18 protein-coding genes, 1 tRNA gene and 1 other RNA gene are annotated in these 18,353 nt (G+C 44.1%); 11 read left to right on the top strand and 9 right to left on the bottom strand.

The window, feature by feature from the left end; all coding sequences use genetic code 11:
* Positions 1 to 75 precede the first annotated feature (75 nt).
* Positions 76 to 1,359, top strand: coding sequence for a glutamyl-tRNA reductase (gene hemA, locus CWI32_RS06125; protein ID WP_005169843.1), 1,284 nt, complete (start codon positions 76 to 78; stop codon positions 1,357 to 1,359).
* A gap of 81 nt (positions 1,360 to 1,440) precedes the next feature.
* On the opposite strand, the gene CWI32_RS06120 is transcribed toward hemA, so the two are convergent.
* Both CWI32_RS06120 and CWI32_RS06115 read right to left on the bottom strand, forming a co-directional pair.
* Positions 1,441 to 3,354: a DNA primase gene (locus CWI32_RS06120; protein ID WP_100534870.1), complete on the bottom strand. Its 1,914-nt coding sequence runs from the start codon at positions 3,352 to 3,354 to the stop codon at positions 1,441 to 1,443.
* Between the two features lie 193 nt (positions 3,355 to 3,547).
* The gene (locus tag CWI32_RS06115) at positions 3,548 to 4,540 is read right to left on the bottom strand and encodes an outer membrane protein assembly factor BamD (RefSeq protein WP_005097733.1); all 993 of its coding nucleotides are present in this window, start codon (positions 4,538 to 4,540) and stop codon (positions 3,548 to 3,550) included.
* A gap of 71 nt (positions 4,541 to 4,611) precedes the next feature.
* On the opposite strand from CWI32_RS06115, the gene rluD reads away from it, so the two are divergent.
* From rluD to CWI32_RS06100, 3 genes are read left to right on the top strand one after another with little or no spacing between them, the layout of a single operon-like run.
* Positions 4,612 to 5,664 carry a 23S rRNA pseudouridine(1911/1915/1917) synthase RluD gene (rluD, locus tag CWI32_RS06110; RefSeq protein WP_100534869.1) on the top strand — a complete coding sequence of 351 codons (1,053 nt, stop codon included), beginning with the start codon at positions 4,612 to 4,614 and terminating at the stop codon, positions 5,662 to 5,664.
* A gap of 37 nt (positions 5,665 to 5,701) precedes the next feature.
* Positions 5,702 to 6,442 carry a peptidoglycan editing factor PgeF gene (gene pgeF / locus CWI32_RS06105; protein ID WP_100534868.1) on the top strand — a complete coding sequence of 247 codons (741 nt, stop codon included), beginning with the start codon at positions 5,702 to 5,704 and terminating at the stop codon, positions 6,440 to 6,442.
* Between the two features lie 40 nt (positions 6,443 to 6,482).
* On the top strand, positions 6,483 to 7,043 hold the full coding sequence (locus tag CWI32_RS06100; protein WP_005097730.1) for a flavodoxin family protein: 561 nt from the start codon (positions 6,483 to 6,485) through the stop codon (positions 7,041 to 7,043).
* Between the two features lie 56 nt (positions 7,044 to 7,099).
* Here CWI32_RS06100 and smpB read toward each other — a convergent pair whose 3' ends face one another.
* Positions 7,100 to 7,579, bottom strand: a complete 480-nt coding sequence (gene smpB, locus CWI32_RS06095) for an SsrA-binding protein SmpB (RefSeq protein WP_004280586.1) — start codon at positions 7,577 to 7,579, stop codon at positions 7,100 to 7,102.
* 139 nt (positions 7,580 to 7,718) lie between these two features.
* Here smpB and coaD point away from each other — a divergent pair, with 139 nt between their 5' ends.
* The 5 genes from coaD to CWI32_RS06070 all read left to right on the top strand — a co-directional run bounded on the left by coaD (position 7,719) and on the right by CWI32_RS06070 (position 9,873).
* Positions 7,719 to 8,210, top strand: a complete 492-nt coding sequence (gene coaD, locus CWI32_RS06090; RefSeq protein WP_004280585.1) for a pantetheine-phosphate adenylyltransferase — start codon at positions 7,719 to 7,721, stop codon at positions 8,208 to 8,210.
* 1 nt (position 8,211) lies between these two features.
* Positions 8,212 to 8,475: a YfhL family 4Fe-4S dicluster ferredoxin gene (locus tag CWI32_RS06085; protein WP_005097729.1), complete on the top strand. Its 264-nt coding sequence runs from the start codon at positions 8,212 to 8,214 to the stop codon at positions 8,473 to 8,475.
* A 26-nt stretch (positions 8,476 to 8,501) separates the two neighbouring features.
* Positions 8,502 to 8,879, top strand: an RNA gene (gene rnpB / locus CWI32_RS06080) — RNase P RNA component class A.
* Between the two features lie 72 nt (positions 8,880 to 8,951).
* Positions 8,952 to 9,028 (top strand) — tRNA-Met (locus CWI32_RS06075).
* A 53-nt stretch (positions 9,029 to 9,081) separates the two neighbouring features.
* Entirely contained in the window at positions 9,082 to 9,873 is a 792-nt protein-coding gene (locus tag CWI32_RS06070; RefSeq protein WP_252146097.1) for a hypothetical protein, read from the top strand.
* Here CWI32_RS06070 and CWI32_RS06065 read toward each other — a convergent pair.
* The 4 genes from CWI32_RS06065 to carA form a co-directional block, all read right to left on the bottom strand.
* Positions 9,857 to 10,483 carry a CatB-related O-acetyltransferase gene (locus CWI32_RS06065; RefSeq protein WP_005097726.1) on the bottom strand — a complete coding sequence of 209 codons (627 nt, stop codon included), beginning with the start codon at positions 10,481 to 10,483 and terminating at the stop codon, positions 9,857 to 9,859. The genes CWI32_RS06070 and CWI32_RS06065 overlap by 17 nt on opposite strands.
* Before the next feature lie 575 nt (positions 10,484 to 11,058).
* Positions 11,059 to 11,535: a transcription elongation factor GreA gene (greA, locus tag CWI32_RS06055; RefSeq protein WP_005097724.1), complete on the bottom strand. Its 477-nt coding sequence runs from the start codon at positions 11,533 to 11,535 to the stop codon at positions 11,059 to 11,061.
* Between the two features lie 92 nt (positions 11,536 to 11,627).
* Positions 11,628 to 14,858, bottom strand: a complete 3,231-nt coding sequence (carB, locus tag CWI32_RS06050; protein WP_100534867.1) for a carbamoyl-phosphate synthase large subunit — start codon at positions 14,856 to 14,858, stop codon at positions 11,628 to 11,630.
* A 13-nt stretch (positions 14,859 to 14,871) separates the two neighbouring features.
* On the bottom strand, positions 14,872 to 16,011 hold the full coding sequence (gene carA / locus CWI32_RS06045) for a glutamine-hydrolyzing carbamoyl-phosphate synthase small subunit (protein WP_005097721.1): 1,140 nt from the start codon (positions 16,009 to 16,011) through the stop codon (positions 14,872 to 14,874).
* A gap of 308 nt (positions 16,012 to 16,319) precedes the next feature.
* Here carA and CWI32_RS06040 point away from each other — a divergent pair, with 308 nt between their 5' ends.
* Together CWI32_RS06040 and CWI32_RS06035 are read left to right on the top strand one after the other, a co-directional pair.
* On the top strand, positions 16,320 to 16,808 hold the full coding sequence (locus CWI32_RS06040) for a hypothetical protein (protein ID WP_005097720.1): 489 nt from the start codon (positions 16,320 to 16,322) through the stop codon (positions 16,806 to 16,808).
* A 101-nt stretch (positions 16,809 to 16,909) separates the two neighbouring features.
* The gene (locus tag CWI32_RS06035) at positions 16,910 to 17,134 is read left to right on the top strand and encodes a hypothetical protein (RefSeq protein WP_005169862.1); all 225 of its coding nucleotides are present in this window, start codon (positions 16,910 to 16,912) and stop codon (positions 17,132 to 17,134) included.
* A gap of 155 nt (positions 17,135 to 17,289) precedes the next feature.
* Here CWI32_RS06035 and CWI32_RS06030 read toward each other — a convergent pair whose 3' ends face one another.
* Both CWI32_RS06030 and yhbY read right to left on the bottom strand, forming a co-directional pair.
* A complete protein-coding gene (locus tag CWI32_RS06030) occupies positions 17,290 to 17,829 on the bottom strand; it encodes a DOMON-like domain-containing protein (RefSeq protein ID WP_005169863.1) in 540 nt (179 codons plus the stop codon).
* Positions 17,830 to 17,840: 11 nt separating this feature from the next.
* Complete coding sequence (yhbY, locus tag CWI32_RS06025; protein ID WP_005097716.1) at positions 17,841 to 18,164, bottom strand: ribosome assembly RNA-binding protein YhbY; 324 nt, start codon at positions 18,162 to 18,164, stop codon at positions 17,841 to 17,843.
* Positions 18,165 to 18,353: the final 189 nt, after the last annotated feature.

Here is an 18,353-nt window from a genome sequence, read left to right as displayed (position 1 = left end):
TTCTTGATCCAAGTAATGCTTTTTATGACACCGATATTGCACAATAGCATAAATTTATTGAAATGATGACCTGATATGTCTTTCTTTGCATTGGGTGTCAACCATCAAACTGCCTCTGTAGAACTGCGGGAACAAGTTGCGTTTAACCCTGAAAAGTTAAGTGCCATTCTTGCCGAGCAAAGCCAACACCCTGAATTAAACGACATGGTGGTGGTGTCTACATGTAACCGAACCGAAGTTTACGCGATGTCTGACAATGTCGACATGGTGCTGAACTGGCTCGCCCAAAAAAATGGGGTGGATGTCAAACAACTGCAAAATCATGTCTATCGTTATGAAAATGCCCAAGCCGTGACGCACTTGATGCGTGTCGCCAGTGGTCTGGATTCACTGATGCTGGGTGAACCGCAGATTCTGGGACAAGTCAAAAATGCACTTTCTCTTGCTAAAGACTCCCAGACGGTGTCACGCAGTTTAAACCGAATTTTTGAATATGCCTTTTATGCGGCCAAACGGGTTCGTTCCGAGACTGCTGTCGGCAGTCATGCGGTATCGATGGGCTATGCGGTCGCACAGTTGGCCCTACAGGTATTTAGTCATCCAGACAAGCTCACCATTATGGTGGTAGCAGCCGGGGAGATGAACAGTCTGGTCGCCAAGCATCTCGCAGAAATGGGTGTGGGCAAGATTATTATCTGTAACCGTACCCGCGAACGTGCCGACATTCTGGCGCAGGAAATTGCGCATCGGGTGGAAGTAGAAATTATTGACTTTGACCAGCTGGCAGACAATCTGCATCGCGCCGATGTGATTTCCAGTTGTACCGGCAGTCTGCATCAGGTGATTCATTTTGCAGATATCAAAGCGGCACTGAAAAAACGCCGTTACCAGCAAATGTTGTTAGTCGATCTGGCCGTGCCACGTGATATCGATCCTAAAGTTGAAAAACTTGATGGGGTATATCTGTATGGCGTCGATGATCTGCAAAGCGTGATTGAGGAAAATCTGGCGCATCGTCGTCAGGCTGCGGTTGAAGCCGAAGTTATGGTGAATCAGCTCGCAACAGAACTGATGACCCAGCAAAAGGTCAAGCAGGCCGGGGCCACCATTCATGCTTATCGTGACCATGGTGAAGAGTTGCGGCAGGAAGAACTGGCATTGGCGCTGCAACGTATTGCCCAGGGTGAAAAAGCAGAAATGGTTATGGCTGAGTTTTCGCACCGCCTGACACAGAAACTCTTACATCCGACTTCTATTGTGCTGCGTGAGGCGGCCAAGGCGGAAGATCCAAGCTGTTTTGAAATGATGCGCGATACCTTGCAAGAGGTAGTTGATACACGCCGCAAGACCAAACATTAGCGAGCTCTTTAACAATAGCTATTTTGAAGAAAGGCGTTTAGAGATAAACGCCTTATTTTTATTTGAAGCGATTTAAAACTGTTAATCGTCCAATAAGGTCATGGAGCGTTTTTTATCAATTTCGTAAATCTGCATTTTCAGATTCTTCATTTCTGCAATGCTGCTAAATTTTTTCGATTTTATCTTGTTTTTCAGACACTGATATTGCAGCTTGGTCGAGAAGTCTGCCGCCAGTTTGTCGGCCTGTTCAGGCGAAGAGGTATAATCACTCACATTGGCATGTTGTAGAATATGCTGTAATTCATGATGATGTACTGCACAGGCACCCAAAACATAATAGATCGACAGTTCAGGATCATCCGGCAGGTCATCAAAAATCACATTCAGAATATTCAGGATTTTAAACAGCAGCTGATCTTCCGCCACCAGCGCACGCAGTGGTTCAAAATGAATATACAAATAGGGATGATTCATCAAAATTGCAATCACATATTCTTCAGCATCAATTTTGGTGCTAAAACTTAAGGATGCATCGGTATTAACCTTGGGTTGCCATTTACGGTTAAAGCCCAGTTTTTCGCGGAAAAATTGCTGCAGCAAATAGCGGAATGAGCCATGTTTAGGCAATAATTCGGTCAGATTTTTCAGTTCACCCATGACCTGACTTTTACCTTCAGGGGTAGTGATGTCCTGATTTTGGGTCAGATGGGCAAACACGAAGTCCGACATCAGCGGCGCCTGATCCAGCAAGCGTCTAAAGTTTTCGATGCCTTCACGGCGGATCAAGGAGTCCGGGTCATGGTCAGCAGGCAAAACAAAGAATTTCAGCTCACGGCCATCACTGAGTAATGGCAGGGCAATGTCCAGCGTTCGGCGTGCGGCTTTTTGACCGGCAGCATCGCCATCAAAGGCAATGGTAATCCGGTTGTTCTGCTTAAACAGAATGTTCAGATGGTCAGTATTACTGGCAGTCCCCAGTGTCGCGACTGCGCCATGAATGCCGTATTGCTGCAATGCAATCACATCCATATAGCCTTCGACCATCAGCCATTCCTGGGCTTTCTGCTTTCTGCCTTCATACAGCCCATAAAGCAACTGGTTCTTATGGAAAACTTCAGAGTCTGGCGAGTTGATGTATTTGGGCTTGATCTCGTCATTGAGCGCACGGCCACCAAAGCCGACCACACGACCCTTGGTATCACGAATCGGGAAAATTACCCGTTCACGCAATAGATCAAAATCACGGCCACTGTCGCTGGTACGAATCAGCCCCAGTAGTTTCAGGCCTTCAATATCCTGAGGAAAGGCTTTTTCCAGATGTTGCCAGTCTTCAGGTGCATAACCTAAGCGCCAATAGGCAATGGTTTCTGCAGTCAGGCCACGTTGCTTGAAATATTGCTGTGCACTGGAACTGTTGGGTAACTGGCGTTCATAGAACTGCGCAATATTTTCCAGCAGGTCGTATAAGTTGCCGTCTTGCTGAACTTCGGCCATTGGCATGTGTTCAAAAGCAGCAAAAGGGTCGCCGTAGAAATCCTGTTCGGAGGCCTGAAACTCTGCAAATGGATCAAAAGAAGCATTCGACACAGAATATTCTTGTGCTGGGCGTTGCGGAGCTTGCGTATTCTCAACTTTGGTCGTAGCGACTATTTTCGGTTTGGCTGCTTCCCGTTTGTATTTTAATTTATTGGAATCAGTATTGTCTTTTGGCAGTTCAATGCCTGTCTGACTGGACAGGTCTTTCATCACTTCGACGAAATTACGGCTACCAATGTCCATTAAAAAACGGATGGCGTTGCCATTGGCCTGACAGCCAAAACAGTGAAAATATTGTTTGTCACGATAGACGTGAAAAGAGGGCGATTTTTCCTGATGGAAAGGACAGCAGCCCGAATAGGTACGGCCAGTTTTTTTCAGTTTCACGAATTGACCAATCACATCGACAATATCGGTGCGATCGAGAATCTGATCAATCGTATGTTGAGGAATTGCCATAATCTGCTGAGCTTCTCGTGCTGCGTATCTAAGGTTTAAGTGATTGAATCAATAGGATTCAACTGATTCAGGTCAATTCTTTTTAACTTCCTTTGTATACCTTTTGCACGATTTGTTCAAGCCTGGCCGGGACAAAGCAAAAGGGCAAGTATGATACCTTGCCCTTAAAGAAAATGCACCTGTGACAGTCGGCTTATTCGGCAGTCGGTTCAGGTTGCTCTGCTTCGGTATTTTTAGGACGATCAAGCAAACCAAAAGACACACGATTGGTCAGGCTGCGCTTTTCAGTTTCTGGCGCATCCGACTCTGCATTGTTGTCAGTCACCGTCTTGGCTTCTTTACCAAAAATACCCAGTGTGGCACGGTTAAAGAAACTGCTTTCGCTACGTGCTGCACGCAAGTTGACCGTACCATCAGATTTCACCAGATTTGGATAATTCAGCTTTAACACATCAACATATTGCTGAGAGGTTGCTTTATCACCCAGTTGATCATAGCCATAGGCAATCGTTGCCAGTGCTTCTGGAATCTGAGGGGTTTGTGGATAATGTTCCACCACCCATTGTGCACGTTCAACCGCAGCCAGATAGGCTTTACGTTTTAAATTAAAGCGTGCCGCATTCATTTCATGCTCAGCCAGTTCCTGACCGATAAATTTCATGCGCTGCGCTGCATCGACCGCATAGGTGCTAGACGGATAGCGGCGAATGAAATCGACAAAATTCTGATAAGCCACTTTCAGATAGCTGACATCACGATGCGACTGTTTCAGCGAGGTATAACGCAGCAGACCATTATAGTTCTGCTCCATATTGGATACGCCGCGTACATAGTAAGCATAGTCGACATTTGGATGTTGTGGATTCAGACGGATAAAACGCTCTGCCAGTGCCACTGCACCTTCATAATCTTTTTGCTGAAATTTTACATATAACAGTTCAAGTTGCGCTTGCGGAGCATACTGACTGGTCGGGAAATAGGTTTCCAGTGCTTCTAGCTGTTTTGCGGCATCGGTATATTGATTACGATCTAGCGCTTTCTGTGCTTTTTGAATATAAACTTGCTCGCTAGATTCAGGACCTTTATCCACGACTTCTTTTTTGGGATTACTGCTACAGCCTACCATTGCCGATGCAATGCCAATCGTGAGGGCAAGCATTGTCATTTTATAATGTGGTAGCGACATAAAAATTCCTCTGTTAATACGGGCAATGAGCTACAATTGCACTATTAAACCACTTTTGTCTGAATGAGCAAATGAGTCAAGCACAATCTTCCAATTCTAATATCCCTGATACTGATTTCAATTTACTTGAAGATTCTGAGGATGCAGATAACCATACTTCAGAAGCAACTGCAACACGTTTATCGTTGCAATTTCAACTGGATGAAACTTATATCGGGCAACGGATCGACCAGATTGCCGCGATGGTCTGGAGCGATTTTTCCCGAGAAAAATTAAAGCAATGGATCAAAGATGGCAATTTATTGGTGAATGGTCAACCGGTCAAGCCGAAATTTAAAAGTGATGGTTTTGAAATCCTGACCTTAAATGTCGAGCTTGAAGCGCAAACGCGCAGCCTGCCGGAAGATATTCCACTGGACATCATCTATGAAGATGATGACATTATCGTCATTAACAAAGCTGTCGGCATGGTTGTGCATCCGGGCGCAGGCAATACATCGGGTACTTTGGTGAATGCTTTGTTACATCATTATCCAAAATCGGCTGAACTGGCACGTGCCGGTCTGGTACACCGTATTGATAAAGACACCAGTGGTCTGTTGGTCGTCGCGAAAAATCTGGAATCACAGTTCTCTCTCAGCAAACAGCTTGAGAAAAAATCAGTGTATCGTCTGTATGATCTGGTGGTATATGGCAATATTATTGCTGGCGGTACCATTGACGAACCGATCAAACGCCATCCAGTGGATCGCGTGAAAATGACTGTGCTTCCGGGCGGTAAAGATGCCGTGACGCATTACAACGTCAAAGAGCGTTTCCAGCATTTCACCCGTGTTCAAGCCCGTCTGGAAACCGGACGTACCCACCAGATTCGTGTGCATTTTAGCTATATCGGCTTTGGCCTGATTGGTGATCAGGTGTATATGCCGCGTGTACGTATGCCGGCAGGTGCATCACAATTATTAGATGATACTTTACGTGGCTTTAAACGTCAGGCCTTGCATGCAGCAAAACTCGGTCTGACCCATCCGCGTAGCAAAGAAGAAATGACCTTTGAAGCGCCGTGGCCGGAAGATTTTGCCAATCTGATTGAAGTGCTGCGCACCGAAAACAAAGCCTATTAATTTTTTTATTTAGCTCGCGTCAAAGCAAGGAATCGAGATGCAATTTGTACCAGGACTTCCACAAGGTGTGTATGTGGGTCAGACCCGCATTCATCATGCGAAAGTACAGCCATCCACGCAGCCTGAGCTTGCAGGTTTTAATCTGGCCTTGCATGTGAAGGATGATGCGCAGCGGGTACAACAGCATCGTATGGCTTTACTGCAAGATTTCGCTGCCTTTGGCGTAGATAAAATTACCTGGATGACCCAGACGCATAGCACCATCTGTCATAGCATTAATGAACAGATACCCTTTGAGGCATTGGTCGGCGATGGTCTGGTGACACAGCGCAAAGCGCATGCTTTGATGATGATGACCGCAGACTGTTTGCCGGTGGTGTTAGGTAATGCCGATGGTACGGAAGTTGCTAATTTGCATGCCGGTTGGCGTGGTCTGGCCGGTGGTATTGTCGAAAATACCATTGCCGCCATGCAGACTCCGCCGACCTGGGCCTGGCTTGGTGCAGCCATCAGTCAGCCCTGTTTTGAAATTGGCACAGAGGTAAAAGTGGCTTTTTGCAGTAAATATCCTGAACTGGATAGTGCATTTCAGGCCGGGGAACAGCCAGATAAATATTATGCCGACCTGTATGCGATTGCGCGTTATATCTTGCAGCAACATGGGGTAAATACCGTATTGGGCGGGGATCAGTGTTCTTATCGTCAAGCAGATGAATATTTTTCTTATCGCCGTGAGCCTAAAACGGGTCGTATGGCGACATTCGTGTTTATGGCATGAAAATGTTAAACTTAACTGAATTTTTTGGCTTTTGAGCATTATGTCCCTATCTTCCAAATCTGTTGCGATTGTTTATCACAGTCCTTATGGACACACGGCTAAAGTGGCAAATTTTATTGCCGATGGTGCACGGGAAACCGGTGTTCAGGTGCATATGATGAATGTCGAACATATTGATTGGGATGTGCTAGATGCCGCAGATGCGATTGTCTTTGGCTGTCCGACCTATATGGGGAGCCTGACCTCTGCCATGAAGCTGTTTATGGAGCAGTCTTCCAAGCGCTGGCTGGCGCGTAGCTGGCAGGGCAAACTGGCAGCAGCTTTTACCAATGGTGGCGGACTTAGTGGCGACAAACTGGCAGTGTTGCAGCAAATCAACCTGTTTGCGATGCAGCATGGTATGTTGTGGAGCGGTTTGCCCTTGATGCCGACAGGTCGTGCCGTGACTGATCTGAATCGTATGTCGAGCTTTTTGGGGCTGATGACCCAGTCGGACAATGCACCGGTAGAAGTCACCCCACCTGAAGGGGATTTAAAAACCGCGCTCTGGTTTGGCGAATATATTGCTTTGACACTGGCACGCTTAAATCATCCAGCTTAGTCAGTGATAAAAAAACCTCCACATGCTGGAGGTTTTTATATTCAAGTATTGATCCATTATTTATGGAAAATTCGCGCTTTATCACGTTGCCAGTCACGGTCTTTTTCAGTGGCACGTTTGTCATGGAGCTGCTTACCTTTGACCAGTGCAATTTCCAGCTTGGCATGCGGGCCTTTCCAGTAACAGGCCAGTGGCACGCAGGAATAACCTTTCTGGTTAATCGCGCCCATCAGCTTTTCAATTTCACGGCGATTCAACAACAGTTTTCGGGTACGGGTCGCTTCAGGCACCACGTGTGTTGAAGCACTCAGCAGAGGCTGAACTTGCGCACCAAACAGGAAAGCTTCACCATTTTTAAAGGTAATATAGCTTTCTACAATGGTCATACGACCGGCACGCATTGATTTGACTTCCCAGCCCTTTAATGACAGCCCCGCTTCAAATTTCTCTTCAATAAAATAATCGTGGCGGGCACGTTTATTCAGTGCAATGGTACCGCCATTATTTTTTTTTACTACAATAGATGCTTTCGCCATAATCTGATACTTCCAAACGTGCTGCTATTGTACCGCAACTAGAAATAAGGTGAAGTTTTTTAAATTAATGAGGATTATTCACCAAAAAAACAAGTTTTTGCTAAAATAAGATTCTACATAACAAACAGAGTACAAATGGATGTCTAAAACTCGTGTGATTTATCCGGGGACTTTTGATCCAATTACCAATGGACATATTGATTTGGTAACCCGCGCAGCGCGAATGTTTGATGAGGTCGTTGTGGCGATTGCCATCGGTCATCATAAAAATCCGGTATTTAGTCTGGAAGAGCGTGTTGCATTGGCAAAAGAGTCATTGAGTCATTTGGACAATGTTGAATTTGTAGGTTTTGATGGTTTGCTGGTCAATTTCTTTCGTGAACAAAAAGCGACGGCTGTACTGCGTGGTTTGCGTGCAGTGTCCGATTTTGAGTATGAATTTCAGCTGGCCAATATGAACCGTCAGCTGGACTCCCACTTTGAAGCGGTATTTTTAACCCCTTCAGAGCAATATTCTTTTATTTCATCCACTTTGGTGCGTGAAATTGCTCGATTAAGAGGTGATGTGACCAAGTTTGTACCACCAAACGTGGTTGCTGCCTTCGAGCGTAAACTTCAACAAGGTTGGTAGCGTGTCTTTATATATCACCGATGAATGTATTAATTGTGATGTCTGTGAACCTGTATGCCCGAATGAGGCCATTTATATGGGTGAACTCATTTATGAGATTCATCCAGATTTATGTACAGAGTGCGTCGGACATCATGATCAACCGCAATGTCAGCTGTTCTGTCCGGTGGATTGTATTCCACTGGATCCGAACCATGCGGAAACGCAGGAACAGCTGCAAGCCAAGTATGAAAAACTGACTGCTCAAAAAACATCAAGCAATTAGTTGCGATATTTGGTACTATGCCGCTCGAAGTGAGCCAGACGATCGCTGCTGTGGAGATCTCCGTGATTGAAGCAGGGGAGGAAAGTCCGGGCTTCATAGGGCAAGGTGCCAGGTAACGCCTGGGCGGTGCAAACCGACGGCAAGTGCAGCAGAGAGAAGACCGCCTTCATTATGTTTTCGAGCAATCGGAATCGGAGGTAAGGGTGAAAGGGTGCGGTAAGAGCGCACCGCATGGCTGGTAACAGTTCATGGCGAGGTAAACCCCACCGGAAGCAAGACCAAATAGGAATCCATTAGGCATGGCCCATGCTGGATTCGGGTAGGTCGCTTGAGCGCATGAGTGATTGTGCGCCTAGAGGAATGATCGTTCACGACAGAACCCGGCTTATCGGCTCACTTCAACAAATTTTGATCAAACAGTGCATTATGGGGTTGACGCTCTTTAAAGAAAATCTCATAATGCGCGCACAGTTTAAGGCTATGTAGCTCAGTTGGTTAGAGCACCGCACTCATAATGCGGGGGTCACAAGTTCAAGTCTCGTCATAGCCACCATATTCTGAAAAAACCCACTCCGATTGAGTGGGGTTTTTTATGTCTGATATTTGATGATGATGTTGGTGGAAAATCTGAAAAGCACTACAATAGTTAAAATAAAACAAATAACAAGAATATGTATGATGATTAAAAATTTAATACTATCAACTCTGATTTTCTTTATTGCTTTACCTGTTTTTGCTGCAGATTCAATTAAGTCACTTCCTTTTAAAGAAAAAAATATTTCCAAAGCAGAAATAAGATCAATTTGTCAAAAAGTAAAATTTAGTTGTGATGAGAGTGATGCAAAACTTTGGGTAGTTAAAATTGCTGAAGCTGAAAAATATTATTTAATTGATGAAAATTTACAAATTATTCAGCTTTCAAAAAATCTTGGAAAATATCAAATCATTGATTATTGGGATCTAACCACGTATCAACAGGTTTATGCGCTTAAAGAGGATAAGAGTGGTATAGAATTTATATATCCTGCCTTATACCCACTCAATCGGCATAGTTATGCTATTGCCTTAATTCATGGCTGGGTTTCAAATGATGCAGGTGAACAGAATGCACAGTTTATTCAATTACTTCCAAAAGGAAAGACAAAACTGGTCTTCGAGCATTTACCTTTTTACGAATACCAGAATCGACTTTCCTGCTACAAAGATATGAAAGATAAAAAGAATAATTATTGTGATGATCAGAAGGAGACCGTACTTAAGATCAGCTATAGAGATGTAGGATTGGCTTATTATGAATGGCGTTTAAGTTATTTGAATATAAACTGGCTTAAGAATAATAAAATCGACGAATATAAACAGCGGAGTTTGGCGTTAATCCCTTTTATTCAAGCGCAGTAAAGGCATGTAGCAGTGATCTAACATCATCCGTTTGCAACTGCTCACGCATTTTTAAAAACTGCTTTTCATCTAAGTCATAGAGCTTAAGAGAAAGCAGTTTTTCTATATCTGCTTTAGGAAAACGATATTTAATAATTTTGGCAGGCACGCCACCGACCACTGCGTATGATGGAACGTCTTTGGTGACCACGGCACCTGTTGCCACCACAGCACCTTCGCCAAGCGTTACACCTTGCATAATCATGGCACGTGAGCCAATCCAGCAACCATCACCAATGAATGTATCGCCAGCAGGCACAAAACTGCGTGTATCGAAGGGAAAGGCTGAAATCCAGTCGGTACGGTGTAATTGATTACCACCCATCATAATCACGCATTCTGCGCCAAAACAGACAAAATTGCCGATATAGAGCTGATCAATGGGTTTATCTGGGGTAGAGGGCTTGTCATGTAGATAACGCACCACGCAACGCTCAAAACCCTGATCCCAATAAGCAGAATAGTAAGAATAGTTTCCCTTAATATGAATATTTGGATTCTTCACCGTTTTTGAGATGAATTCGAACTCACACCAGTGTTTGACAGGGGAATTAATTAACTTTTCAGACATGCGTATATGGCGTTTAGAAGGTGGGGGGATTATATCAAACAAAAGTCCCCCTTTGAAAAAGTGGGATTTTGGGGGGATTCTTAAATAAGGCCTCTCCTTTGTCGAGTAGTGTTCTTCCTTTCCTAAAAGGAAAGGCAATTTTATTGTGAATTTTGATTTGTAATGATGGCTTTGTGTCCCTATGGAATAACATCCTCAGAATATATGCTGAGTGTACAAGGGGGTGAAGAATATAATTTAAATTATGAAAAATTTTATCTGAACAAATTCCAAAAGATACTAAAAATACGAGCAATACAATTGGGAAAATGAAAGCCCAGAATTGCGCAGCTGAGTATCGCGGTTGAAATAATCAGGACAGAACTGGTATGCATGTCGATGAAGTATGACCAGTTGATCGCGATGGCAACACCAAGGATCAAACCGCCAAGTGCATAGTAAAAAGCGTGTATGAAGCGATCATCCATTTTTTGTTATCTATTTTATTATTTGCTCATAAATTAAAGCTAAATCAATAGTTTTGCAATAAAAAACCCCTCAATTGAGGGGCTTTAATTGTTGTAAATATCTAAAGCTTAGATATATTCAACTTTCACAATTTCGTATTCAACTTCACCATTTGGTGTCGTAATTTTCACATCATCGCCTTCGTTTTTACCCAAAAGACCACGTGCAATTGGTGAGTTCACAGAGATCTTGTTGATCTTAAAGTCTGCTTCGTCATCGCCTACAATCTTGTAAGTTTTTTGCTCTTCAGTATCCAGATTTTCAATTGTCACTGTCACACCAAAAACCACACGACCTGATTGCTCAAGTTCTTTCACATCAATGACCTGGCAAGCGCCCAGTTTCCCTTCGATGTCCTGGATACGGCCTTCACAGAAGCCTTGCTGTTCACGCGCTGCGTGATATTCTGCATTTTCTTTTAAGTCGCCGTGTTCACGTGCTTCCGCAATCGAAGCCGTGATACGAGGACGGTCAACCGTTTTCAGTTGATGTAATTCTTTCTCTAAGGCAATTTTGCCTTCAGGAGTCATAGGATAACGTTGCATGTTGTCCCTCAAAAGTCAGTTGAAAGATATAAAATCTATAAATAAAAAAAAGCCCGCCACCAAGAAGGTAGCGGGACTTCTTGGAAACTTAATTAACCTTTAGTTAGGTCTTGCAAGCGATATACATCCATTGGCAATTTGATTGCTAAAGCTTGGCATACAGCATCAGCACCGTTCAAGGTGGTCGTGTAATACACTTTACCTTGTAGCGCAGAGCGACGGATCGAGAACGAATCCTGCTGAGCCTGTTTACCTTCAGATGTATTGATAATGAGGTGAATTTCGCCATTTTTCAAGCGGTCCACGATATTAGGACGGCCTTCGGTTACTTTATTCACACGTTCACATGCAATACCCGCTTCAGTAATCACGCTGTATGTGCCACCCGTTGCAAGCAACTTGAAGCCATAGTTTACCAGTTGCTGAGCGATACGCGCGACATGCGGCTTATCTGAATCACGAACAGACAGGAACGCATGTTTTACTTCGCCTTCAGTTGGTTTACCTGGTAAGCGATCGTTCGAGCCTAATACAGCTTTATAGAACGCTTCACCAAATGATTTACCAACACCCATGACTTCGCCAGTCGATTTCATCTCAGGGCCAAGGATTGGGTCAACACCCGGGAATTTGTTGAATGGGAACACCGCTTCTTTTACAGAGAAGTGCTGAGGAATAATCTCTTTAGTGAATCCTTGAGATTCTAGAGATTGACCTGCCATACAACGTGCAGCAACTTTTGCTAAAGACTCACCGATACATTTAGAAACGAACGGTACAGTACGTGATGCACGTGGGTTCACTTCCAGAATGTAAACGTCAGTGCCTTTTACTGCAAACTGAACGTTCATCAAACCGATTACACCCAGTTCTTTTGCCATTGCAACAGTTTGACGGCGCATTTCGTCCTGTACTTCTTGAGAAAGCGAGTAAGGAGGAATCGAACATGCTGAGTCACCAGAGTGGATACCCGCTTGTTCAATGTGCTGCATGATACCGCCAATCACAACGTCTTTGCCGTCAGATACGCAGTCCACGTCAACTTCGATCGCGTCATCAAGGAAGCGGTCAAGAAGAACCGGTGCTTCGTTTGATGCTTGAACTGCATCACGTAAGTAGCGTTTCAATTCGTCATCGTTATACACGATTTCCATGGCACGACCGCCAAGAACGTATGATGGACGTACAACGAGTGGATAGCCAACTTTCGCTGCTTCAGCCATACCTTCTTCAGCAGATTTTACAATGCTGTTGTTCGGTTGACGAAGTTGCAGACGCTGAATCATTTGCTGGAAGCGTTCACGGTCTTCTGCACGGTCAATCGCGTCTGGAGATGTACCGATAATTGGCGCACCGGCTTCTTCCAAAGCACGAGCCAATTTCAAAGGTGTTTGACCACCGTACTGCACGATAATGCCTTTAGGCTTCTCGATACGTACGATTTCAAGCACATCTTCCAATGTGATTGGTTCGAAGTACAAACGGTCTGATGTGTCGTAATCTGTAGAAACCGTTTCAGGGTTACAGTTGACCATGATGGTTTCATAACCATCTTCACGCATTGCAAGCGCTGCGTGTACACAGCAGTAATCGAACTCGATGCCTTGACCAATACGGTTAGGCCCGCCACCAATCACCATGATCTTGTCACGCGTTGATGGATTTGCTTCACATTCTTCATCGTAAGTTGAGTACATGTATGCTGTATCAGATTCGAATTCTGCAGCACATGTATCGACACGTTTGTAAACAGGGGTTACGCCCAGGTTCCAACGGTGTTTACGGAATTGTTTTTGTGAAATGCCCATCAAGTCTGCAATACGAAGATCCGATAAACCTTTACGTTTGAAGCTGCGGATGTTGTCCGCGTTCAAATCACCAAAACCTAAAGATTTAATCTGTTCTTCAGTTTTAATGATGTCTTCGATTTGAATCAGGAACCAAGGGTCGATATTGGTTGCAGCAAATACTTCATCAAGTGTAAAGCCGTGACGGAATGCATCACCAATGAACCAGATGCGCTCAGGACCTGGCACTTTAAGTTCTTGAAGAATTTTATCTTTCGCACCTTCAGCACCGATTTCGATTTTTTCATCGAAGCCAGAAGCACCGACTTCAAGACCACGAAGCGCTTTTTGCATAGACTCCTGGAAGTTACGGCCAATGGCCATGACTTCACCGACAGATTTCATCTGAGTCGTCAAAGTTGCATCTGCTTGCGGGAATTTCTCGAAGTTGAAGCGAGGAATTTTCGTTACAACGTAGTCAATCGCAGGTTCGAATGAAGCCGGTGTTGTACCGCCCGTGATGTCATTTTTCAACTCATCAAGGGTATAACCTACAGCCAGTTTCGCCGCGATTTTCGCAATCGGGAAACCCGTTGCTTTAGATGCAAGGGCAGAAGAACGAGAAACACGTGGGTTCATCTCGATCACAACGATACGACCGTCTTTCGGGTTGATACCGAACTGAACGTTTGAACCGCCTGTTTCTACGCCAATTTCACGAAGTACAGCTAAAGATGCATTACGAAGTAACTGGAATTCTTTATCTGTCAGCGTTTGTGCAGGCGCAACAGTGATGGAGTCACCGGTGTGCACGCCCATTGGATCAAAGTTTTCAATGGTACAGACGATGATACAGTTGTCATTTTTGTCACGAACAACTTCCATCTCGTATTCTTTCCAGCCAATTAAAGATTCATCAATCAATAACTGTTTGGTCGGAGAAAGATCGAAACCGCGTTCACAGATTTCAATGAACTCTTCACGGTTATATGCGATACCGCCGCCTGAACCACCCATCGTGAATGATGGACGGATAATCACAGGGAAGCCGAAGCGTGCTTGAATAGTTAAAGCTTCTTCCATTGACTCGGCAATATCTGCTTTTGGACATTCAAGACCAATTTTACGCATTGCCTGGTCGAAGAGTTTGCGGTCTTCAGCTTTTTCAATCGCTTCTTTGGTCGCGCCGATCAATTCAACATTATATTTTTCTAGAATGCCGTGCTCATCAAGGGCAAGGGCACAGTTCAATGCAGTTTGACCGCCCATGGTGGGAAGAACTGCGTCTGGGCGTTCTTTCTCAATAATTTGTGCAACAGTTTGCCAGGTAATCGGTTCGATATACGTTGCGTCTGCCATTGCAGGGTCGGTCATGATGGTCGCCGGATTCGAGTTGACCAAAATAACGCGGTAGCCCTCTTCACGAAGGGCTTTACATGCTTGAGCACCTGAGTAGTCAAACTCACATGCCTGACCGATGACAATCGGACCCGCACCAATAATTAAGATGCTTTTAATGTCAGTACGTTTAGCCATGATGCTTCCTTAATTACTTCTTAGATGCTTCGATAAGTTCGATGAAATGATCGAACAATGGTGCGCAGTCATGTGGACCAGGGCTTGCTTCAGGGTGACCCTGGAAGCTGAACGCAGGCTTGTCTGTGCGATGAATACCTTGGTTAGTACCATCAAACAGTGAGCGATGCGTTACACGCAATACATCCGGCAGGTTGCTTTCATCAACTGCGAAGCCGTGGTTTTGAGAAGTAATCATCACTGTACCATTTTCAAGGTTTTGCACAGGATGGTTGGCACCGTGGTGACCGTGAGGCATTTTTAGTGTTTTGGCGCCACTTGCAAGTGCAAGGATCTGGTGACCCAGACAGATACCAAATACTGGAATTTCAGTGGTTTCTACAATTGTTTTTACAGCTTCAATTGCGTAGTCACATGCAGCTGGATCGCCAGGGCCGTTCGAGAGGAACACGCCATCTGGATTCAGAGCAAGTACGTCAGCAGCAGGAGTTTGCGCAGGCACCACAGTCAGTTTACAACCGCGGTCTGCGAGCATACGTAAGATGTTGGTTTTGACACCGTAATCGTATGCAACAACATGGAATTTAAGTTCAGGTTGAGAGAAACCTTTGCCTAATGCCCAAGAGCCTTCAGTCCACTCAAAGCCCTCAGGATCGCAACATTCTTTTGCCAGGTCTAAACCGTTTAAACCGCTAAAGGCACGTGCTTTTTCAAGCGCTTCTGCTTCAGTGATATTTTCGCCAGCAAGGATACAGCCATTTTGCGCACCTTTGTCACGTAGGATACGTGTCAATTTACGCGTGTCGATATCCGCAATTGCCACAACATTGTGTTGTACCAAATATTCAGCTAATGATTGGGTTGAACGGAAGTTACTGTGCAATAAAGGCAGGTCACGAATGATCAATCCGTTGGCCCAAACTTTATGAATACGACCTGATTCAGCGTCTTCTTCATTGCAGCCTGTGTTACCGATATGCGGGTAAGTCAGTGTCACAAGTTGCTGTGCATAACTCGGGTCAGTCAAAATTTCTTGATAGCCAGTCATGGCAGTGTTGAAAACGACTTCACCAGTCGTACTACCCGATGCGCCAATCGAAGTACCTTTAAAGATAGTTCCGTCGGCAAGGGCTAAAATTGCTGGGGTGCTCAAACCAAAGCTCCTGAAATTTAGGCTGTAAAAAAGCGAGAAGACGAAAAAAAAGGAAGGCTAATTTTTAAACCTACCCTCCTATGTCTGCTCGCTTGAACTTAACACGGCATTATACGCAGAATGATGCTTGAAGTCCAATGGCTTTGCAGCGAAAGTATAAGATAAATGCCTTGCTTTTTGAGTGGAAGTCTGTTTTGTAAACAGGATGAAAAAATGTAAGCAATTAATAATTGTCAGACAAATCAAATCTTAAATTTTATCAAGTCTACTAATATAGCTCAGTCAATATAACAATAGGAATAAGACAAATGACTACAGCATCAAAATCTACCCAATCCCAAAAAGCCAGCCCGAGCGTCGTGGCAGAAACTGCCGAGAAGCTTGAAAAAGTAGCAGTAGAGGCGAAAGATCAAGCACTTGAAAGCATCGAAGAAAGTAAAGAAAAGCTTGAAGTTGAAGCCAAGCAATTGACCGATACCGTACAGGAACAATTGCGCCAATTTAAGCAGGAGGTGTTGCAGCGAATTGACACTTTAAAGGAGCAGATCTTCGGTTCACAAAAAGAATTAACTGAATTGAAGAGTTTTATCAAAACAGAATTCAATGCAGTGATCGAAGACTTGTCCAGTCTGGGCAAGGAACTGAAAGAGGATGTCAGTCAGATTTCGACCAAACATAAAGAGCATTTGACCGATACCTTAAAACGTTCTAAAGACAGCACCATTGAAGTGCTGAAAAAAGTCAAGCCGGTAGTGAAAGCAGAAAGTTCAGACAAAAAGCCTGAGCTGAAAAGTTAAGCTGCGTTGAAAGGCTGCTCTTTAAAAGGAGAACAATCACATGTTCTCCTTTGTCTTTATGTAGCAAAACGGACTCACAATAATAATCAGAAGGGGTTACGATGCCACGGCATTATTTGGTAGGTGTGCTTGTTTTATTGATATTGATTATGCTGCTTAATCTGGAAAGCGGCTTGGGGCGCATACTTTATCTGGGTGTGATTGTGTTATGTTTGGGCGTACTGGGGCTGGTTTTGGGGACTGTTCTGCTCATGGTACTCACTTTTACTTTTATTCTTTATGCTGCAGTGAAAGCCATTCGGAGCCAGCATCAGTTACCTCATTAAAATGCTACTCTAAGATGTTCAAAAACAAGAAAATGCAAAATAACCATACACAGCTAACTACTTTGTCTAGAGACAAACAAAAACGTGAGACTTCAAGTCTCACGTTTTATCAGCCTATTACAGATTCAGACAGAGGATATACAGGTTTGATTGATTTAAAACACATGCAACCAGTCACGTTTATTATGAAAATCTGCCTGAGGACTACTATGCTGCATTGCGTAGTACTGGTCACCTTGCGAGGTTTTTAAAACAGCAGATAAACCCAGGAATAAGTTTTCCCATTTGAGTTTATGTGTTGCCATAAAATCGGTCAGATCCACACTGACATTGAGACCATAATGGGTACGTTTGAGCTGATTCAGCTCAATATCATCTGCAGCTTGTGGTGGCATATCTTCAGGATAGCGGTATTCTTCAAATTGATAAGCCTGCCAGGCCTGAGAAGGGGAGAGATTAATCTCACGATAAAAATCTTCACCCTGAACCCCAATAAAAATTTCAAAGCAGGTCTGTTCCCACAAGAAATCCTGACGGGGATGTGCAGCTACCATGTCTGGCCACAGGATGTAATGATTCGGATCGCGGATCCAGAAGCCCACATTTAAACTACATGGACCTTGCTGTTCAATGGCAGCAACCAGAGAGATGGCCTGAAAACGGCGATCAAATGCGCTAAGTTCGTAACTTGCCATAAGTCCTGTACTTAGTTAGACAAATGAGCGAAACGAACAAGATTGGACAATTTTTGGTTCTGTTTTGCCGCTTTCTTATAAAGAAGTGCAATTTTACCAATAGTTTGAACCACTTCAGCACCAGTCGCTTCTGAAATTTCAGCAATCAGCGCTGCACGCGCTTCACGATCTTCAGCGACAATTTTAACTTTAATCAGTTCGTGATCGTTTAAAGCACGCGCTAATTCTTCGATGACATTTTCCGTCAGACCTTTGTCACCTAGCATCACGACTGGGTTAAGTGTATGTCCGATTTGACGTAAACGCTTACGTTCCTGAATAGATAAAGCCGCCATGAGAGATAACCTGAATTTTAAAACGGCTTAGTATAGCAAAAGCAAAAAATAAACGCTGTAAATTATCAGGAAATAATCATATTCAATCTGTCCACGGAGAGAGCAAAAGCCTTAGATTTAGATACACATGTATACTGCAAAATAAGTCTTTTTCACGTACAATTAATAATGAGACATTTTTTTATTTAG

Origin of the sequence: Acinetobacter pseudolwoffii (assembly GCF_002803605.1) — a bacterium.
Lineage (GTDB): Bacteria > Pseudomonadota > Gammaproteobacteria > Pseudomonadales > Moraxellaceae > Acinetobacter > Acinetobacter pseudolwoffii.
The sequence above is the reverse complement of the archived record's forward strand: the minus strand, read 5'-3'. Positions and strand labels throughout refer to the sequence as shown.